The organism is Crenobacter intestini, assembly GCF_004919095.1.
Classification (GTDB): domain Bacteria; phylum Pseudomonadota; class Gammaproteobacteria; order Burkholderiales; family Chromobacteriaceae; genus Craterilacuibacter; species Craterilacuibacter intestini.
In genome coordinates this window covers 1-14,017 of sequence record NZ_STGJ01000003.1, presented here as the reverse complement: position 1 = coordinate 14,017, position 14,017 = coordinate 1, and the positions used below count along the sequence as shown (strand labels likewise).

General features: G+C 65.6%; 13 protein-coding genes, 6 tRNA genes and 1 rRNA gene. 2 read left to right on the top strand and 18 right to left on the bottom strand.

The genetic code is table 11. From position 1 onward, the window contains the following. Positions 1 to 34: 34 nt before the first annotated feature. The 13 genes from E5K04_RS03990 to E5K04_RS03935 form a co-directional block, all read right to left on the bottom strand. Positions 35 to 562 carry a response regulator transcription factor gene (locus tag E5K04_RS03990; RefSeq protein WP_136551621.1) on the bottom strand — a complete coding sequence of 176 codons (528 nt, stop codon included), beginning with the start codon at positions 560 to 562 and terminating at the stop codon, positions 35 to 37. Continuing rightward, positions 559 to 1,776 carry an ATP-binding protein gene (locus E5K04_RS03985; protein ID WP_235844255.1) on the bottom strand — a complete coding sequence of 406 codons (1,218 nt, stop codon included), beginning with the start codon at positions 1,774 to 1,776 and terminating at the stop codon, positions 559 to 561. The genes E5K04_RS03990 and E5K04_RS03985 overlap by 4 nt, the downstream gene beginning before the upstream one ends. Positions 1,777 to 1,868: 92 nt before the next feature. Further along, positions 1,869 to 2,537, bottom strand: a complete 669-nt coding sequence (locus tag E5K04_RS03980) for a DUF1275 family protein (protein WP_136551619.1) — start codon at positions 2,535 to 2,537, stop codon at positions 1,869 to 1,871. Positions 2,538 to 2,632: 95 nt separating this feature from the next. Then, a tRNA-Cys gene (locus E5K04_RS16625) sits at positions 2,633 to 2,770 on the bottom strand. After that, on the bottom strand, positions 2,736 to 4,169 hold the full coding sequence (locus E5K04_RS03975) for an RES family NAD+ phosphorylase (protein ID WP_136551618.1): 1,434 nt from the start codon (positions 4,167 to 4,169) through the stop codon (positions 2,736 to 2,738). Before E5K04_RS03975 ends, E5K04_RS16625 begins: the two co-directional genes overlap by 35 nt. Positions 4,170 to 4,453: 284 nt before the next feature. Then, a tRNA-Cys gene (locus E5K04_RS03970) sits at positions 4,454 to 4,527 on the bottom strand. A 38-nt stretch (positions 4,528 to 4,565) separates the two neighbouring features. Continuing rightward, positions 4,566 to 4,641: transfer RNA gene (locus E5K04_RS03965), tRNA-Gly, on the bottom strand. A 27-nt stretch (positions 4,642 to 4,668) separates the two neighbouring features. Further along, positions 4,669 to 4,744: transfer RNA gene (locus tag E5K04_RS03960), tRNA-Gly, on the bottom strand. Positions 4,745 to 4,774: 30 nt separating this feature from the next. After that, positions 4,775 to 4,850, bottom strand: a tRNA-Gly gene (locus E5K04_RS03955). Between the two features lie 33 nt (positions 4,851 to 4,883). Beyond that, a tRNA-Gly gene (locus tag E5K04_RS03950) sits at positions 4,884 to 4,959 on the bottom strand. Between the two features lie 78 nt (positions 4,960 to 5,037). Then, positions 5,038 to 5,619, bottom strand: coding sequence for a CDP-diacylglycerol--glycerol-3-phosphate 3-phosphatidyltransferase (gene pgsA, locus E5K04_RS03945; protein ID WP_136551617.1), 582 nt, complete (start codon positions 5,617 to 5,619; stop codon positions 5,038 to 5,040). A gap of 15 nt (positions 5,620 to 5,634) precedes the next feature. Beyond that, entirely contained in the window at positions 5,635 to 7,437 is a 1,803-nt protein-coding gene (gene uvrC, locus E5K04_RS03940) for an excinuclease ABC subunit UvrC (protein WP_136551616.1), read from the bottom strand. Continuing rightward, positions 7,434 to 7,832, bottom strand: a complete 399-nt coding sequence (locus E5K04_RS03935; protein WP_136551615.1) for a DUF4124 domain-containing protein — start codon at positions 7,830 to 7,832, stop codon at positions 7,434 to 7,436. Before E5K04_RS03935 ends, uvrC begins: the two co-directional genes overlap by 4 nt. A 131-nt stretch (positions 7,833 to 7,963) precedes the next feature. Between E5K04_RS03935 and guaB the strand changes: the two genes are divergently transcribed. Both guaB and E5K04_RS03925 read left to right on the top strand, forming a co-directional pair. Then, positions 7,964 to 9,427 (top strand): IMP dehydrogenase, encoded by a 1,464-nt coding sequence (gene guaB / locus E5K04_RS03930; RefSeq protein WP_136551614.1) that lies wholly within the window; start codon positions 7,964 to 7,966, stop codon positions 9,425 to 9,427. Positions 9,428 to 9,519: 92 nt separating this feature from the next. Next, positions 9,520 to 10,401 (top strand): alpha/beta fold hydrolase, encoded by an 882-nt coding sequence (locus tag E5K04_RS03925; protein ID WP_136551613.1) that lies wholly within the window; start codon positions 9,520 to 9,522, stop codon positions 10,399 to 10,401. Here E5K04_RS03925 and E5K04_RS03920 read toward each other — a convergent pair. From E5K04_RS03920 to rrf, 5 genes are all read right to left on the bottom strand, one after another. Beyond that, entirely contained in the window at positions 10,392 to 11,039 is a 648-nt protein-coding gene (locus E5K04_RS03920; protein WP_136551612.1) for a hypothetical protein, read from the bottom strand. The two genes, E5K04_RS03925 and E5K04_RS03920, sit on opposite strands and share 10 nt — an antisense overlap. Before the next feature lie 8 nt (positions 11,040 to 11,047). Further along, on the bottom strand, positions 11,048 to 12,088 hold the full coding sequence (locus tag E5K04_RS03915; protein ID WP_136551611.1) for a malate/lactate/ureidoglycolate dehydrogenase: 1,041 nt from the start codon (positions 12,086 to 12,088) through the stop codon (positions 11,048 to 11,050). Between the two features lie 37 nt (positions 12,089 to 12,125). Further along, a complete protein-coding gene (ribD, locus tag E5K04_RS03910; protein WP_136551610.1) occupies positions 12,126 to 13,235 on the bottom strand; it encodes a bifunctional diaminohydroxyphosphoribosylaminopyrimidine deaminase/5-amino-6-(5-phosphoribosylamino)uracil reductase RibD in 1,110 nt (369 codons plus the stop codon). A 3-nt stretch (positions 13,236 to 13,238) separates the two neighbouring features. Beyond that, positions 13,239 to 13,697 (bottom strand): transcriptional regulator NrdR, encoded by a 459-nt coding sequence (nrdR, locus tag E5K04_RS03905; RefSeq protein WP_136551609.1) that lies wholly within the window; start codon positions 13,695 to 13,697, stop codon positions 13,239 to 13,241. A gap of 102 nt (positions 13,698 to 13,799) precedes the next feature. After that, positions 13,800 to 13,914, bottom strand: a 5S ribosomal RNA gene (rrf, locus tag E5K04_RS03900). Between the last annotated feature and the right edge of the window lie 103 nt (positions 13,915 to 14,017).

Sequence of the window (14,017 nt, the reverse complement as noted above, 5' to 3'; positions counted from 1 at the left end):
GATCACCCCCTTCGCCCTGACCTGCGTCAAAACACTATTGCGCGACCGGCCGCTTGGCGAGCATGCGCTGCAGGGTGCGCCTATGCATGCCCAAAGCGCGCGCGGTCTCCGAAATATTGCCGCCGTGCTCGGCGAGCACCCGCTGCAGGTGCTCCCAGCCCATCCGCTTGAGCGACATCGGCGGCGCGGTCACCGCGAGCCCAGGGTCGGCCGCCTCGCGCCCGAAGGCGGCGACAATCGCCGCGACGTCGGCCGGCTTGGCGAGGTACTGCACCGCGCCCAGCTTGGTCGCCTCGACCGCGGTGGCGATGCTCGCGTAGCCGGTGAGCACGACGATGCCCGCCCCGGGCGCCACCTCAAGCAGCCTGGGCAACAGGCGCAGCCCCGAGTCGCCGGCAAGGTTCAAGTCGAGCACCACGCGTGCGTCAGGCGCGTCGGCCATCGCCGCGAGCGCGCCGTCCGCGTCGTGCGCGTGCGCCACACGGTGTCCGCGCCGCTCAAGCGCGCGCCTTAACACGCGCACGAAGGCTTCATCGTCGTCGACCAGCAAATAGTCCGTCATCCCCACTCTCCGGTTTGCGTCAGCGGCACGCGCACACAGGCACGCACGCCGCCGGCAGCGTCGTTCGTGAGCGTCAGCGTGCCGCCCAGCCGCGACAGCGTCACATGGGTCAGCATCACGCCCAGCCCCAGCCCGGCCGGCTTGGCCGACACCTGCGGTGCGAGCCCCGCGCGCGCCAGTTGCGCGTCGCTCAGGCAGCCCTCGCGGTTGACGATGTCGAGCGCGAGCACGCCGCCCGCCACCTCGGCCGACACTTCGACATGCCCGCCGCCCGCCTCGGCCGCGTTGTTCAACAGGTTGCAAACCGCCGGCCACAAGGCCGGCGGCAGCGCCGCGCACGTGCCGGCGTCCCCGGCAAGACGGGCCGCCAGCACCACGTCGGGCCTGAGCGTGCGCCAGCCCTCCAGCTGGTGCGCGAGCGCCTGCAACACTGGTTCGGGCGCGCCCGGCGGCTCGGCGCCGTGGCGCAGCCGGGCCAGCGCGTCGCGGCAATGCGCGAGCTGGCCGCGCATCAGGGCGAGGTCCTCGCCGAGGGCCGGGTCGTCGCCGTAGTCGGCGCCCAGTTCGTCGCACAACAGCGTCAGCGTGGAGAGCGGCGTCGACAGCGCGTGCGCGGCGATCGCCGCCTGCACGCCCAGCGCGACCATCTGCTCGTTGGCAAGCTGCGTCTCGCGCGCGGCCCTGAGCTCGGCCTCGCGCCGCGCGAGCGTGCGCGAGAGATACGAGACGAAGCCGACGATCAGCGCGATCGACAGCGCCAGCGTCCACCACATGCCGACCAGGTGCAGGCTGAACGCGTACGCCGAGTCGCCGCCGGCGACCGGCCACGGCAAGTGCCAGACAAACAGCACGCCGTAGCAGGCGAGCGCGAGCGCGCCGAGCAGCCAGGGCGCGGCGCCCGGCGCGAGCAAGGCGGCGAACAGCACCGGCGGCAGGTAGAGCGAGGCAAGCGGGTTGGCCGCGCCGCCGCTGGCAAACAGCAGCAGCGAGAGCGCGAGCACGTCGGCGGCCAGCCCCGAGAGCAGCGCGCCACGCGTGCCGACACGCGACAGCATGAAATTGGCCAACGCCAGCAGCGCGAGCGCGGCAAGGCAAGGCAGCCAGGCAAGCTCGACGCCGGAGAACCCGGCCGCGGCCAGCGCCAGCAGGCCCAGCGCCACCATCGCGTAGCGTAGCTGGACCAGCCGCTGCTCGGGCAAGACGGAAACAGGCAAAGACATGCCAGGGAGTTTACCCGAGCGCGCGCGCGCGGGCAGCCCGGACTGCACTTCCCCATGGGACCAGACAGAGCGGTACTGTCAGTGAGTCAAGCCACTTCAACCGCACGACGGCCGCCGGCAAGGTAGAAGAGTCCGCCTGCGGCGTAGGCGAGCGCAAACCACTCGAACGACGCCTGGCCGACCCTGAGGTAGAGCAATAAGGCGAGTGCACCGCCGCCGACGTAGCCCGCGATCTCCAACAGGCTGAACCAGACCTTCCAGCCGACCTCGCGCTGGCCGGCGGCCAGATAGCCCAGGTTGACGCCGAAGTCGGTCAGGTTGCCCGTCATGTGGGTGGTGCGCACCACATTGCTGCGGTACTGGATATGGAGGCCGTTCTGGCAGCCCATGGTGAAAGTCAGCGCGTAGAGAAAGCCCGCCTGCTCGTGCCCGGTGCGCGACCACAGCCACAGCAGCAAGCCCAGCGCCAGCATCAGGTAGCCGTACAGCGGCCGGTAACCCGCCCGCCCCTCGCGCATCAGTACGCCCGAGGCAAAGGCGCCCAGCGTAAAGAAGCCGACCAGCGAGAGGATGCGCCAGCCTTGCTCGAGCGTGTGCCTGAGCAGCATGTCGTCGGCGATGTCGAGCAGGTTGCCAGAAAAGTGGGAGACCGAGTACGCGAAGCGCAGCAGCGTGAAGATATTGAGTGCGCCGCTGTACAGGCACAACAACACGATCCACGCGAGCAGCCAGGCGGAAGAAGCGGGACGGGACATAGGCGACAGCTTAGGCGGACAAGCCGCTCCCTGCCCGTCGCCACGGGTTTGCCAAGCAAAAACCCCGCAGAACTTGCGTTCTACGGGGTCTTGTCTGGAGGCGGGGGGCGGAATCGAACCGGCGTAGACGGATTTGCAATCCGCTGCGTTTACTTACAGATCAGATACTTATAAAAAAAACCACCCAATACACCCCTCTCAGAACTCTTCCTCGCTCGCCTCGCAACGCCGCCGAACGACCTTACGTACATCACATTCATATTTCACCTCTTTAATCCTGTGGACTGCAACCGAATGCGGGTCGATCAGCAGAGCGGCATCCTCATAATCATCCGCAGAACCAGTCCTAAGCGCCATAAGACTCGACTCAACGTCGCTGCTGCCTTCTGCAGTCTGCGGAACCACCTCGGAGACGTGATATTCCACCTCTTCGTCATAGTCTAGATATGGATAGGATTCGATTATCGCGTCCTTGGGCAAGTCCAGTTCTGCCACCTTCGACGCCTTGTGGAACAAGACGACATTGCAGCCTTCACTCACCTGGACTGAAGGAAAGACGATGCCGTCAAATTTTGGTTCATCCTCACTGGCCAAAAAGTCAGCGATCGCCTGTGTCGCCAGGTAGTCGAAGGCCTCATCGTCCGGCATCACTGGTCGCGTCATCTTCTCTCCCAGCGTTCGCAGGAACGCCACCCGCTCCAGTCTTCGTTTGAGCGTAGGATCAAAAACGCTTCCCTGATCCCGCACCGTCGCCAGACTAGTCAGATCCAGTAGCCTCAATGGGCGTGTGAAGTCAAAACGCGCGATCGCGACACTACTACCCACCGGCGGACGAACCTCAGCAATCGCGGTCTCCATGGCTGTCGCGCCATAAAAAACCGAGATGCCCCGAGCGTTCATCCGCCCTGCGCTAGCCAACTTGGCGGGTGGCGGGCCAAGATGCAGGTCAGGCCTGCGAAGCGCCTCCAGCAGGTTTTTCTCAGACTGAAATACCCTGGCCCGGTAGAGGTGATCAAGCGGCCACCCAGGCCCAGCCATGGTAACTGGAGGATGGCCACCCCTGGTTAGCAACCCATCTATACCGGCAAAAATCTTGGTCAGCAGCTCTGCACCTGTGCGGCTGAAGAAGCGCGCCTCCGTCTGGAGAGCACGCTCAAATGCTCCCCACTCCCAGTGCCAGTCAGTAGCATCCACACCCTTCAAATCGTAGTGTGCATCTGAAGCGAACTCCGTTTCCTCCCCTAGGCAGCTGGCTTCGTAGTCACAGTAACTATCCTCAAGTAGCTGCTGCACATCCATCGCAGCGTCTTCAGGGATTTGGGCAGCCTCGCCAATGGCATAAACAACCTCGACCCCGCTACGCTCCCACTCGTAGCGCTCTTCACGGTCAGCCAGCAAGGCGTACTCCCAAGGCTCCGGCTCCGTGGATGTCCGTTCGTAGTGCTCCTCGAAGGCACGCTCGACGCACTCTGCCAACTCACCGATGGTCCAGGTTTTCTCTTCTGAGTCGTAACAATAATCACAACAAGCTTCCCCTCCCGCACGTTCGATCTCAGCACGCAGGAATTCTTCACCGACGCAGTTCTTGCAGATATTTTTTGCGGCTAACCCATCATGATTGCTCGGAAACACAAAAACCTCTCTTGGGAAAACTGGTTGGCCAGAAGTTTGCACCCGACCCACACAGCATGTACAGACAAGGCCAGCAATAGCATGTGGGTTGTAGGGAGCCGGTCATCCTCGCGCAGCTCACAGCGCGCCGATCGACTTGCGTAGACGGATCACCAGGCCGTCTTGAAGTGGATCTCGGCCACTTGCGGGGTGGTTGGAGTGGTTTTTTTCAATTTTCTGTAAAAAAATCTTCGGAAAATTGCATAAGAAAAGCCCCGTAAGTCTTTGACTTACGGGGCTTTTACTGGAGGCGGGGGTCGGAATCGAACCGGCGTAGACGGATTTGCAATCCGCTGCATAACCACTTTGCTACCCCGCCTTGAGGGGTTGGAACCACCTTGCGGTGACACCTTAATTTGGAGCGGGAAACGAGGCTCGAACTCGCGACCTCAACCTTGGCAAGGTTGCGCTCTACCAACTGAGCTATTCCCGCATTGGTCCAACAATACCAGCATGAAGCTGGAGCGGGAAACGAGGCTCGAACTCGCGACCTCAACCTTGGCAAGGTTGCGCTCTACCAACTGAGCTATTCCCGCATTTTTGGTCAAACAGTGCCAGCGTGAAGCTGGAGCGGGAAACGAGGCTCGAACTCGCGACCTCAACCTTGGCAAGGTTGCGCTCTACCAACTGAGCTATTCCCGCATATCGAAACTTGGCCGGCAAAACAAGTTTTGCTGGAGCGGGAAACGAGGCTCGAACTCGCGACCTCAACCTTGGCAAGGTTGCGCTCTACCAACTGAGCTATTCCCGCGTCAAATTTCTTTTCCTGATAACGTTGCCGCCTCAAGAGACTGCGAATTATAAGGATTTTCGGAAGGCCGTCAACACCTCACACGTCGATTTTTTTGCCGGAGAACTCGTGCGCGGCCATCCGCAGGTAGTAAACCATTGACCACAAAGTCAAAATCACCGCGACGACCATGAAAATATTCCCGAGCGCGAGGGTGGAAATCCCCGGCACGATGGGCGCCGCGTACAACAGCAGCAGGATCGCGAACATCTGCGCGGCGGTCTTGAGCTTGCCGATGGTCGCCACCGCGACGCTCTTTCTCGCGCCCATCTCGGCCATCCACTCGCGCAGCGCGGAGATGGTGATCTCGCGGCCGATGATGATCATCGCCATCCAGCCCTCGGTGCGCCCCAGTTCGACCAGCAGGATCAGCGACGCGGCGACGATCAGCTTGTCGGCGACCGGGTCGAGGAAGGCGCCGAAGGCCGAGGTCTGCCCCAGCCTGCGGGCGAGAAAGCCGTCCAGCCAGTCGGTCACCGCCGCCAGCGCGAACAGGGTTGCACCGGTGACGTTCGCCACCCGCGAACTCATCAGCTCGGGCGGCAGGAAGAAGATCGCGACAAAGATCGGGATCAGGGCAACCCTGAGCCAGGTCAGGAAAATCGGCAGGTTGAACGGCATTGTCCGGTGTTTTTCTTAGTGCAGGGCGTTGTAAATCGCGGTCGCGAGCTTGTGGCTGATCCCCTCGACCCGCGCCAGGTCGTCGACGCTGGCGGCCTTGACGCCGCGCAAGCCTCCGAAACGGGTCAGCAGTTGCTGGCGGCGCTTAGCGCCGATGCCGGGAATTTCTTCCAGCGTCGACAGCGTGCGCGCCTTGGCGCGGCGGGCGCGGTGGCCGGTGATCGCGAAACGGTGCGCCTCGTCGCGCACGGTCTGGACCAGATGCAGGGCGGGGTGATCGCTGGGCAATTGTAGCGTCTTTTCCAGGTAGGGGAGGATCAGCGTTTCCAGGCCGGGCTTGCGCGCCTCGCCCTTGGCGACGCCGCAGATCGGTAGGCTCACGCCCAACTCCGCCATCACCTCGAGCGCGACCCTGACCTGCCCCTTGCCGCCGTCGATCAGCAAGAGGTCGGGCAGCTTGCCCTCGCCCTGGACCAGTTTGCCGTAGCGGCGGGTCAGCGCCTCGCGCATCGCCGCGTAGTCGTCGCCGGCCTTCGCCGTGGTGATATTGAAGCGCCGGTACTCGGACGGCTGCATGTCGCCCTTGTCGTACACCACGCAGGAGGCGACGGTCGCCTCGCCCTGGGTGTGCGAAATGTCGTAGCACTCGATGCGCTCGAGCGCGTCGATTTCCAGCACCTGCGCGAGCGCGGCCAGGCGCGCGGCCTGGTTGGCCCGGCTGCCGGCGCGCTGGCTTGCGGCCAATAGCGCGTTCTTCTCGGCCATCTCCAGCCAGACGCGGCGCTCGCCGATCGGGTTGCACACCAGGTGCAACACGCGCCCGCCCTGCTCGCCCAGCCACAAGGCCAGCGTCTGCGGCAGGTCATGGTTGACGATCAGCGCGCCGGGCAAGGGCGCACTGAGGTAATGCTGGCCGAGGAAGGCCTCGAGCGCGGCGGCGGCGTCGCAGTCCTCGGCGTTGTCGGGGAAGAAGCTCTTGTCGCCCAGGTGGCGGCCGCCACGGATCATCACCAGGTTCACGCACAGCACGCCGCCTTCGCTGACGGCGGCGACCACGTCGGCGTCCAGCTGCGAGGTATTGCTCGACACATATTGTTGCGCCTGCACGCGCGAGAGCGCCTGCACCTGGTCGCGCAAGGCGGCCGCCTCCTCGAACGCCAGCGCCTCGGACGCGGCGAGCATGCGTTCGGTCAGCGACTGGATCAGTGCGTCCTGGCGGCCGGACAAGAAGTCGACCGCCGAGGCGACGTCGCGCGCGTACGCGGCGTCTTCTATCTCGTGCGTGCAAGGCGCGCTGCAGCGCTTGATCTGGTAGAGCAGGCAGGGGCGCGAGCGGTTGGTGAACACCGAGTCTTCGCAGGTACGCAGGCGGAACACCTTCTGCAGGATCTGGATACTCTCGCGCACCGCGTAGCTGTTCGGGAACGGGCCGAAATAGCGGTGCGGCTTCTTCGGTTCGCCGCGGAAATACGCCAGTTGCGGGTAGGCGTGCGCCGACACCATCAGATAGGGGTAGCTCTTGTCGTCGCGGAACAGGATGTTGTAACGCGGCGCGAGCGCCTTGATCAGGTTGTTCTCGAGGATCAGCGCCTCGGCCTCCGAACGGGTGACCGTGGTCTCGATGGCGGTGATCTGGCGCACCATCAGCTGGATGCGCGGGCTGAGGTCGGACTTCTGGAAATAGGAGCTGACCCGCCGCTTGAGGTCGATCGCCTTGCCGACGTACAGCACCTTGCCGTCCGCACCCAGCATCCGGTAGACGCCGGGCAGTTGCGGCAGCGACGCGAGCACCGCTTCGGCGTCAAACGCTGGCGTCACTCGGCGCACCACTCTTTCTGCACGGCCAGCGCGCTTTGCACCAGCGCGTCGTTGCGCGGCTTGGCCGACTGCAGGCGCTCGACATTGCCGCGTGCGTTTCGGCAGTTCTCGGCGCGCACCTGCTTGTTATAAGCGTCGACCTTGCCGTTCAGCGCGTCGCTCTCCGCCTTCAGCGCCGCCGCACCGGTCAGCGGCGCGCGGGCAGCCGGCGCGCTCGCGTCGGCCTTGGGCAAGGGCGCCGCGCGCACGCCCAGCTTCTGCGCGGAAACGCCGGAGGGAGGCCTGTCCGAGAAGACGGTACGCCCGCTGGCGTCCTGCCACTTGTAGACGTCCGCGCCCACCGCGATGCCGCTTGTGGCCAGCAGCGAAAATGCCAACAACGCGCCAAGCTTCATGCCGTACTCCCCCTGTCAGGACAAAAGCCTATGAGAACACAACTTGTCCCATGGAAAAAGGCGGCTGGCGCTCTTTGCCTCGCCCCCCTATAAACCGATATAATCTCGTTTTGCTGCCAAGGAAGCGCCAGATGCGTATCATCGAGAAAGCCTACACCTTCGACGACGTTCTCCTCGTGCCGGCCCACTCCAAAGTCCTGCCGCGCGACGTCTCCCTCTCGACCATTCTCACCCGCAACATCAAGCTGAAACTGCCGCTGGTCTCCGCCGCGATGGATACGGTCACCGAAGCGCGTCTGGCCATTTCGATGGCCCAGGAAGGCGGCATCGGCATCGTCCACAAGAACATGAGCATCGAGCGCCAGGCGCTCGAGGTCTCCAAGGTCAAGCGCCACGAAAGCGGCGTGGTCAAGGACCCGATCACCATCGCGCCGGACATGCTGGTACGCGACCTGGTCCTGCTGACCCGCCAGCACCGTATCTCCGGCCTGCCTGTGATCGAGCAAGGCAAGGTGGTCGGCATCGTCACCAACCGCGACCTGCGCTTCGAGACCCGCCTCGACCAGCCGGTGGCGTCGATCATGACCCCGCGCGAGCGTCTGGTCACCGTCAAGGAAGGCGCGAGCATCGACGAAGCGCGCGAACTGATGCACCACCACAAGCTCGAGCGCGTGCTGGTCGTCAACGACGCGTGGGAGCTCAAGGGCCTGATCACCGTCAAGGACATCATCAAGACCAGCGAACACCCGAACGCCAACAAGGATGCGCAGGGTCGCCTGCGCGTCGGCGCGGCAGTGGGCACCGGCGGCGACACGCCGGATCGCGTCGCAGCGCTGGTGGCAGCCGGCGTCGACGTGCTGGTGGTCGACACCGCGCACGGCCATAGCGAAGGTGTGCTCAGCCGCGTGCGCTGGGTGAAGGACAACTTCCCGCAAGTCGACGTGATCGGCGGCAACATCGCTACCGCCGACGCTGCGCTCGCGCTGGTCGAGGCTGGCGCGGACGCGGTCAAGGTCGGCATCGGCCCGGGCTCGATCTGCACCACCCGTATCGTTGCCGGCGTCGGCGTGCCGCAGCTGACCGCGATCCATAACGTGTCGACCGCGCTCAAGGGCACCGGCGTGCCGATGATCGCCGACGGCGGCATCCGCTTCTCCGGCGACATCGCCAAGGCACTGGCTGCCGGCGCCAACTGCGTGATGCTGGGCGGCATGTTCGCCGGCACCGAAGAGGCACCGGGCGAAGTCGAGCTGTACCAGGGCCGCTCGTACAAGTCCTACCGCGGCATGGGCTCGCTGGGCGCGATGGCGCAAGGCTCGTCCGACCGCTACTTCCAGGACAACGAAGCCAACGCCGACAAGTTCGTGCCGGAAGGCATCGAAGGCCGCGTGCCGTACAAGGGCCCGATCGCCCAGGTGATCCACCAGCTGATCGGCGGCCTGCGCTCGTCCATGGGCTACCTCGGCTGCGCGACCATCGACGAGATGCACGAGAAGGCCGGCTTCGTCGAGATCACCTCGGCCGGTATGCGCGAGAGCCATGTGCACGACGTGCAGATCACCAAGGAAGCGCCGAACTACAACGTCGACCGCTAAGCGCCGATCGCTCCTTGCAAGGCCCGCCTGTCTGGCGGGCCTTTTTCATGTCCGGCTGGCCGCCCGCACGCCATGCCAATAAAATGCACGGCATGAACGCCCTGCTCCCCCCAACGCCCACCACGCGCACGCTGACCTTGCGCGGCCGCCGCCATCGCCTGCTCCACTGGGGTGACTCCGACGCGCCCATGCTGTTCCTGCTGCACGGCTGGATGGACTGCGCGGAGACCTTCAGCTTTATCGCCGAAGACCTGGCCCGCGACTGGCAGCTCGTCGCGCCAGACTGGCGCGGCTTCGGCCACAGCCAGTGGAACGACGGCCCCTACTTCTTCCCCGATTACCTGGCCGACCTCGACGCGCTGCTCGAGGCACTCAGCCCCACCACGCCGGCGCGCATCGCCGGGCATAGCATGGGCGCGATGATCGCCGGCCTCTACGCCGGCGCCCGCCCCGAGCGCGTAGCGCGGCTCGCGCTGATGGAAGGCTTCGGCCTGAACGCGACCGAGCCGGGCCAGGCGCCCGGACGCTACGCACGCTGGCTCGCCGAGCAGCGCACGGCCCCCGCATTCCAGGCGCCGGCGTCGCAGGAAGCCCTCGCCGCGCGGCTTTTGGCACGCAACCCGCGCATGCACGCCGAACACGCCCGCCTGATGGCCCGCGCGCTGACCCGCGACGTCGATGGCGCGCTTGCCTACCGCGCCGACCCCTGGCACAAGGGCGTGAATCCGGTGCTGTACCGGCTGGAAGAAGCGAAGGCGTGCTGGCGGGCGATCACATGCCCGGTGTTATGGGTGATCGGTGGCGACGAGGGCGAGCACCCGATGGCCAAGGGCGTGCAGGCAACACTGGACGCCCGGCGCGCGTGCTTTGCCAGGCTCAGCGAGGTGACCGTCGCGGACGCCGGCCACATGCTGCAGTGGGAACAGCCCGCCGCGGTGGCGGCCACGCTGGCCGGCTTTTTCGCTCAGGGCTGAGCGTCGGCCAGCCGCTGCGCGGCAGCCGGAAACTTCAGCCACCAGTAGAAGTATTCGCGCGCGAGCCCGAGGAAGAAGGTGCGCTCGGACTCGTCCGCCAGCATGGACAGCATGTCGTCGACCGCCTCGCGGTAGCAGGCTGGGGCATGGTCGCGGGAAGCCAGCAGGTGCAGCAGAACCTGCAAGAGCTGGCTGCCTCGTGCCGACGCCGCCTCGTCCACCCCCGCCTCGAACAGGCGGTCAAGGTAGAGGCCGAGCGACGGCGGGTAGGCGCCACTATCGGGTGCAGGCAAGTCGCGCAGCAAGGCATCGAGTGAAGGCAAGACGCGCGCATCGCCGCCCCGCCACGAGACGATCTCGCCTTGCGAGAGCATGCGCGCGATACGGCCGATATCGCCGAGCCAGAAATAATAGAACTCGCGCACCACCGGCAGCAGCGCGCGCCGTTGCACCGCATCCAGCGGCAGCAACAGCGCGTCTACCGCCTGACGGTAAGCGTCGGGCGACGGCGCCAGTCCTTCCAGCCGGGTAAGCAGGCCAGCAAGCTGCGAGCGCCGCGCCTCGCACAGCGCGGCATCAGCGCCCTGCCGCGACAACAGTGAAAGATACGCCGTCAACGCCTGCTGGGGATCGGACATCCGTTCTCCTAAACGCCGGCCCGCCGGCACGCATCCTCGATCGCCGCCCACTCGGCGTCGGCGATCTCGACGCCCTCGGCCTGCCGCACCGCTCGGCGCGCAAGCTCGGGCTCGCCGGCCATCAGCACCGGTTGCGCCGGGTCGGGCGACGGCGAGGACTTGATGTAGCCGACCATCGCGTCGTATTCGGAGGCGAGCCAGTCAAGGTCGGCCAGCCGCGCCGGGTCGACGATGAACGCGGTCAACTGGTTGACGATGCCGCCCTCGCGCGGGTTACCCGGCTGCAAGGTCCCGCCACCGGAGAGCAGGCCGGCCAGCAGCTCGCACGCGGCGACCAGACCGCCCCCCTTGTGTTCGGCGATCGGCCGCAACGCACCCTTGGGCTCTTCGTGCATCGCACGCGGGTCGGCGGTCGGGTGGCCCGCCGCATCGAGCATCACGGGCTGGTCGAACTGTTTGCCGGCGAGGTAGGCGACCCGCGTCTTGCCGTAGGCGACCATGCTGGTCGCAAAATCCAGCACGAAGGCAGGATGCGTGTCGGTCGCGGGGAAACTCACGCACACCGGGTTGGTGCCGAAGCGCGCGGCCGAGCCGCCGAACGGCGCGACCAGCGGTTGCGGAAAATCGGTGACGTTGACGAAGAACAGCCCGACCTTGCCGGCCGCGGCCACCTGTTCGCCGTAGCTGCCGATCCGCCCCATGTGGTGGGCGTTGCGCACGGTCAGCAGCACCACGCCGGTCGTGCTGGCTCGTTCGAGCGCGGCGTCGACCGCCTCGCGCACCACGCGCTGGCCGAAACCGCGGTCGCCATCGTACTGCAGGATCGCGCCGGCGTCGTTGGTCAGCCTGGCCGGACGGTTCGGGCATAGCGTACCGCGCTGGGCACTGTCCACATAAAAGGGCAGCATGCCGACGCCGTGGCTGTCATGCCCGCGCAAGTTGGCTTCGACCAGATGCGAGGCGACCACCGCCACTTCGTCCGGCGTACACCCCAAGCCGGCCAGGGTGCGCTGCGCCACCTCGTACAATTGCTGTTCGCTGACTTTCACCTGCCACCTCCACCCATCCGGGAATCAAAACGCAAGCTTACCCCCTGCCCCGCTGGCCGACAGTCAGGGAAAGCCTGAGGTCGGGGCCGACGCGGTCCACTTCCTTGAACGAGAGTTCGACCTTGTCGTCCAGCGATTGCAAAGCAGGCAAGGCAAACAGCCCGCGCGCGTCGGCGCCCAGCAGCATCGGCGCCATATAGAGGATGATCTCGTCGACCAGACCTGCCGAGAGCAAGGCGCCGTTCAGCGTCGCCCCCGCCTCGACCATCAGTTCACCCACCCCGCGCGCGGCAAGCGCGCTTAGCAAGGCGTCAAGGTCGACTCGGCCGTCCGCGCCAGGCAAGGCCAGCACTTCGACGCCTTGGACCAGATAGGGTGCATGGCGGGACGGGTCGGTACAGGCGGTCGCCAGAAAAGTCGGTGCATCGGCGCGGTAGATCGCGGCTTGCGGGGAGGTCGTGAGCGCACTGTCGAGCACCACGCGCATGGGCTGGCGGGAAGTCCCGAACTCGCGGACGGTCAGCCGCGGGTCGTCAGCCAGCACGGTGCCGCTGCCGGTGAGCACCGCGCAAGAACGCGCGCGCAGCCGCTGCACGTCCAGCCTCGCTTCGGGCGAGGTGATCCACTGGCTCAACCCGTTGGCGAGCGCGGTGCGGCCATCGACGCTGGCGCCGGCCTTGAGCGTGACCCAGGGCCTGCCGCGGCTCACGCGGGAAATAAACCCTTTATTGAGGCGGGCCGCCTCGTCGGCCAGCAGGCCGCTCTCGACGGTGATGCCTGCCGCATGCAGTTTTTCCAGGCCGCGCCCGGCCACTTCGGGAAACGGGTCGACCATCGCCGCGACCACCCGCGAGACCCCCGCACGCACCAGCGCGTCGGCACAGGGCGGCGTGCGGCCATGGTGGCTACACGGCTCGAGCGTCACGTACGCGGTCGCGCCACGGGCGCGCGCGCCGGCCTCGGCCAGCGCGTGCACTTCGGCGTGCGGCTCGCCGGCACGGCGGTGCCAGCCTTCGCCGACCACCTCGTCCCCCTGCACGATCACGCAGCCGACCCGCGGGTTTGGAGAAGTGGTATTCACGCCGAGCGCCGCCAGACGCAGCGCGCGCTGCATGAACGAGTGGTCATTCGCGCTGAAGGCCGTCATCGCTCAGTCCTGGTTCTTTTCGATCTCGCGCACGGCCGCGGAAAACTCGGACACGTCCTGGAAGCTGCGGTAGACCGACGCGAAACGCACATAGGCAACTTTGTCGAGCTTGGCCAGCTCGTTCATCACCATCTCGCCGATCGCGCGCGAGTCGACTTCTCGTTCGCCCAGTTGCAGCAGTTTCTGGCAGATGCGGTCGATCGCGGCGTCGACCAGCGTGGTCGGCACCGGCCGCTTGTGCAGCGCACGCAGGAAGCTGGTACGCACCTTGTCGACGTCGAACTCGGCACGATGCCCGCCCGCCTTGACCACCTGCGGCATACGCACGTCCGCCGTCTCGAAGGTGGTGAAGCGTTTTTCGCACAGCAGGCAGCGACGGCGGCGGCGGATGCTGGTGCCGTCTTCGTTCGCGCGGGAGTCGATCACCTGGGTGTCAGCGTGACCACAGAAAGGACATTTCATCGGCTAATCACCGTTCGGTTTCAATAGCCGAATATTATCACGCCGGTGATGCGCCAATAGCAAAACCCCCAGCTCATTGAGCTGGGGGTCTGCGGATGGGGCGTCTGGCGGTGTCCTACTTTCACATGGCGAATGCCACACTATCATCGGCGCTAAGGTGTTTCACGGTCCTGTTCGGGATGGGAAGGCGTGGGACCACCTCGCTATGGCCACCAGACATTAACTTGTCAAATTGTCGAAGCCGAATCGTGGTCACACCACGACGGTAGAATCTTGTATCGCGCACTCTGCCTTCTCTGGCAAAGCCACTCAAATGATAG

What these genes read in the sequence shown, in the direction of transcription:
- E5K04_RS03990 (WP_136551621.1), bottom strand. Translation starts at nt 562, where the DNA reads ATGACGGACTATTTGCTGGTCGACGACGATGAAGCCTTCGTGCGCGTG.
- E5K04_RS03980 (WP_136551619.1), bottom strand. Translation starts at nt 2,537, where the DNA reads ATGTCCCGTCCCGCTTCTTCCGCCTGGCTGCTCGCGTGGATCGTGTTG.
- pgsA (WP_136551617.1), bottom strand. Translation starts at nt 5,619, where the DNA reads ATGCCGTTCAACCTGCCGATTTTCCTGACCTGGCTCAGGGTTGCCCTG.
- E5K04_RS03935 (WP_136551615.1), bottom strand. Translation starts at nt 7,832, where the DNA reads ATGAAGCTTGGCGCGTTGTTGGCATTTTCGCTGCTGGCCACAAGCGGC.
- guaB (WP_136551614.1), top strand. Translation starts at nt 7,964, where the DNA reads ATGCGTATCATCGAGAAAGCCTACACCTTCGACGACGTTCTCCTCGTG.
- E5K04_RS03925 (WP_136551613.1), top strand. Translation starts at nt 9,520, where the DNA reads ATGAACGCCCTGCTCCCCCCAACGCCCACCACGCGCACGCTGACCTTG.
- E5K04_RS03920 (WP_136551612.1), bottom strand. Translation starts at nt 11,039, where the DNA reads ATGTCCGATCCCCAGCAGGCGTTGACGGCGTATCTTTCACTGTTGTCG.
- ribD (WP_136551610.1), bottom strand. Translation starts at nt 13,235, where the DNA reads ATGACGGCCTTCAGCGCGAATGACCACTCGTTCATGCAGCGCGCGCTG.
- nrdR (WP_136551609.1), bottom strand. Translation starts at nt 13,697, where the DNA reads ATGAAATGTCCTTTCTGTGGTCACGCTGACACCCAGGTGATCGACTCC.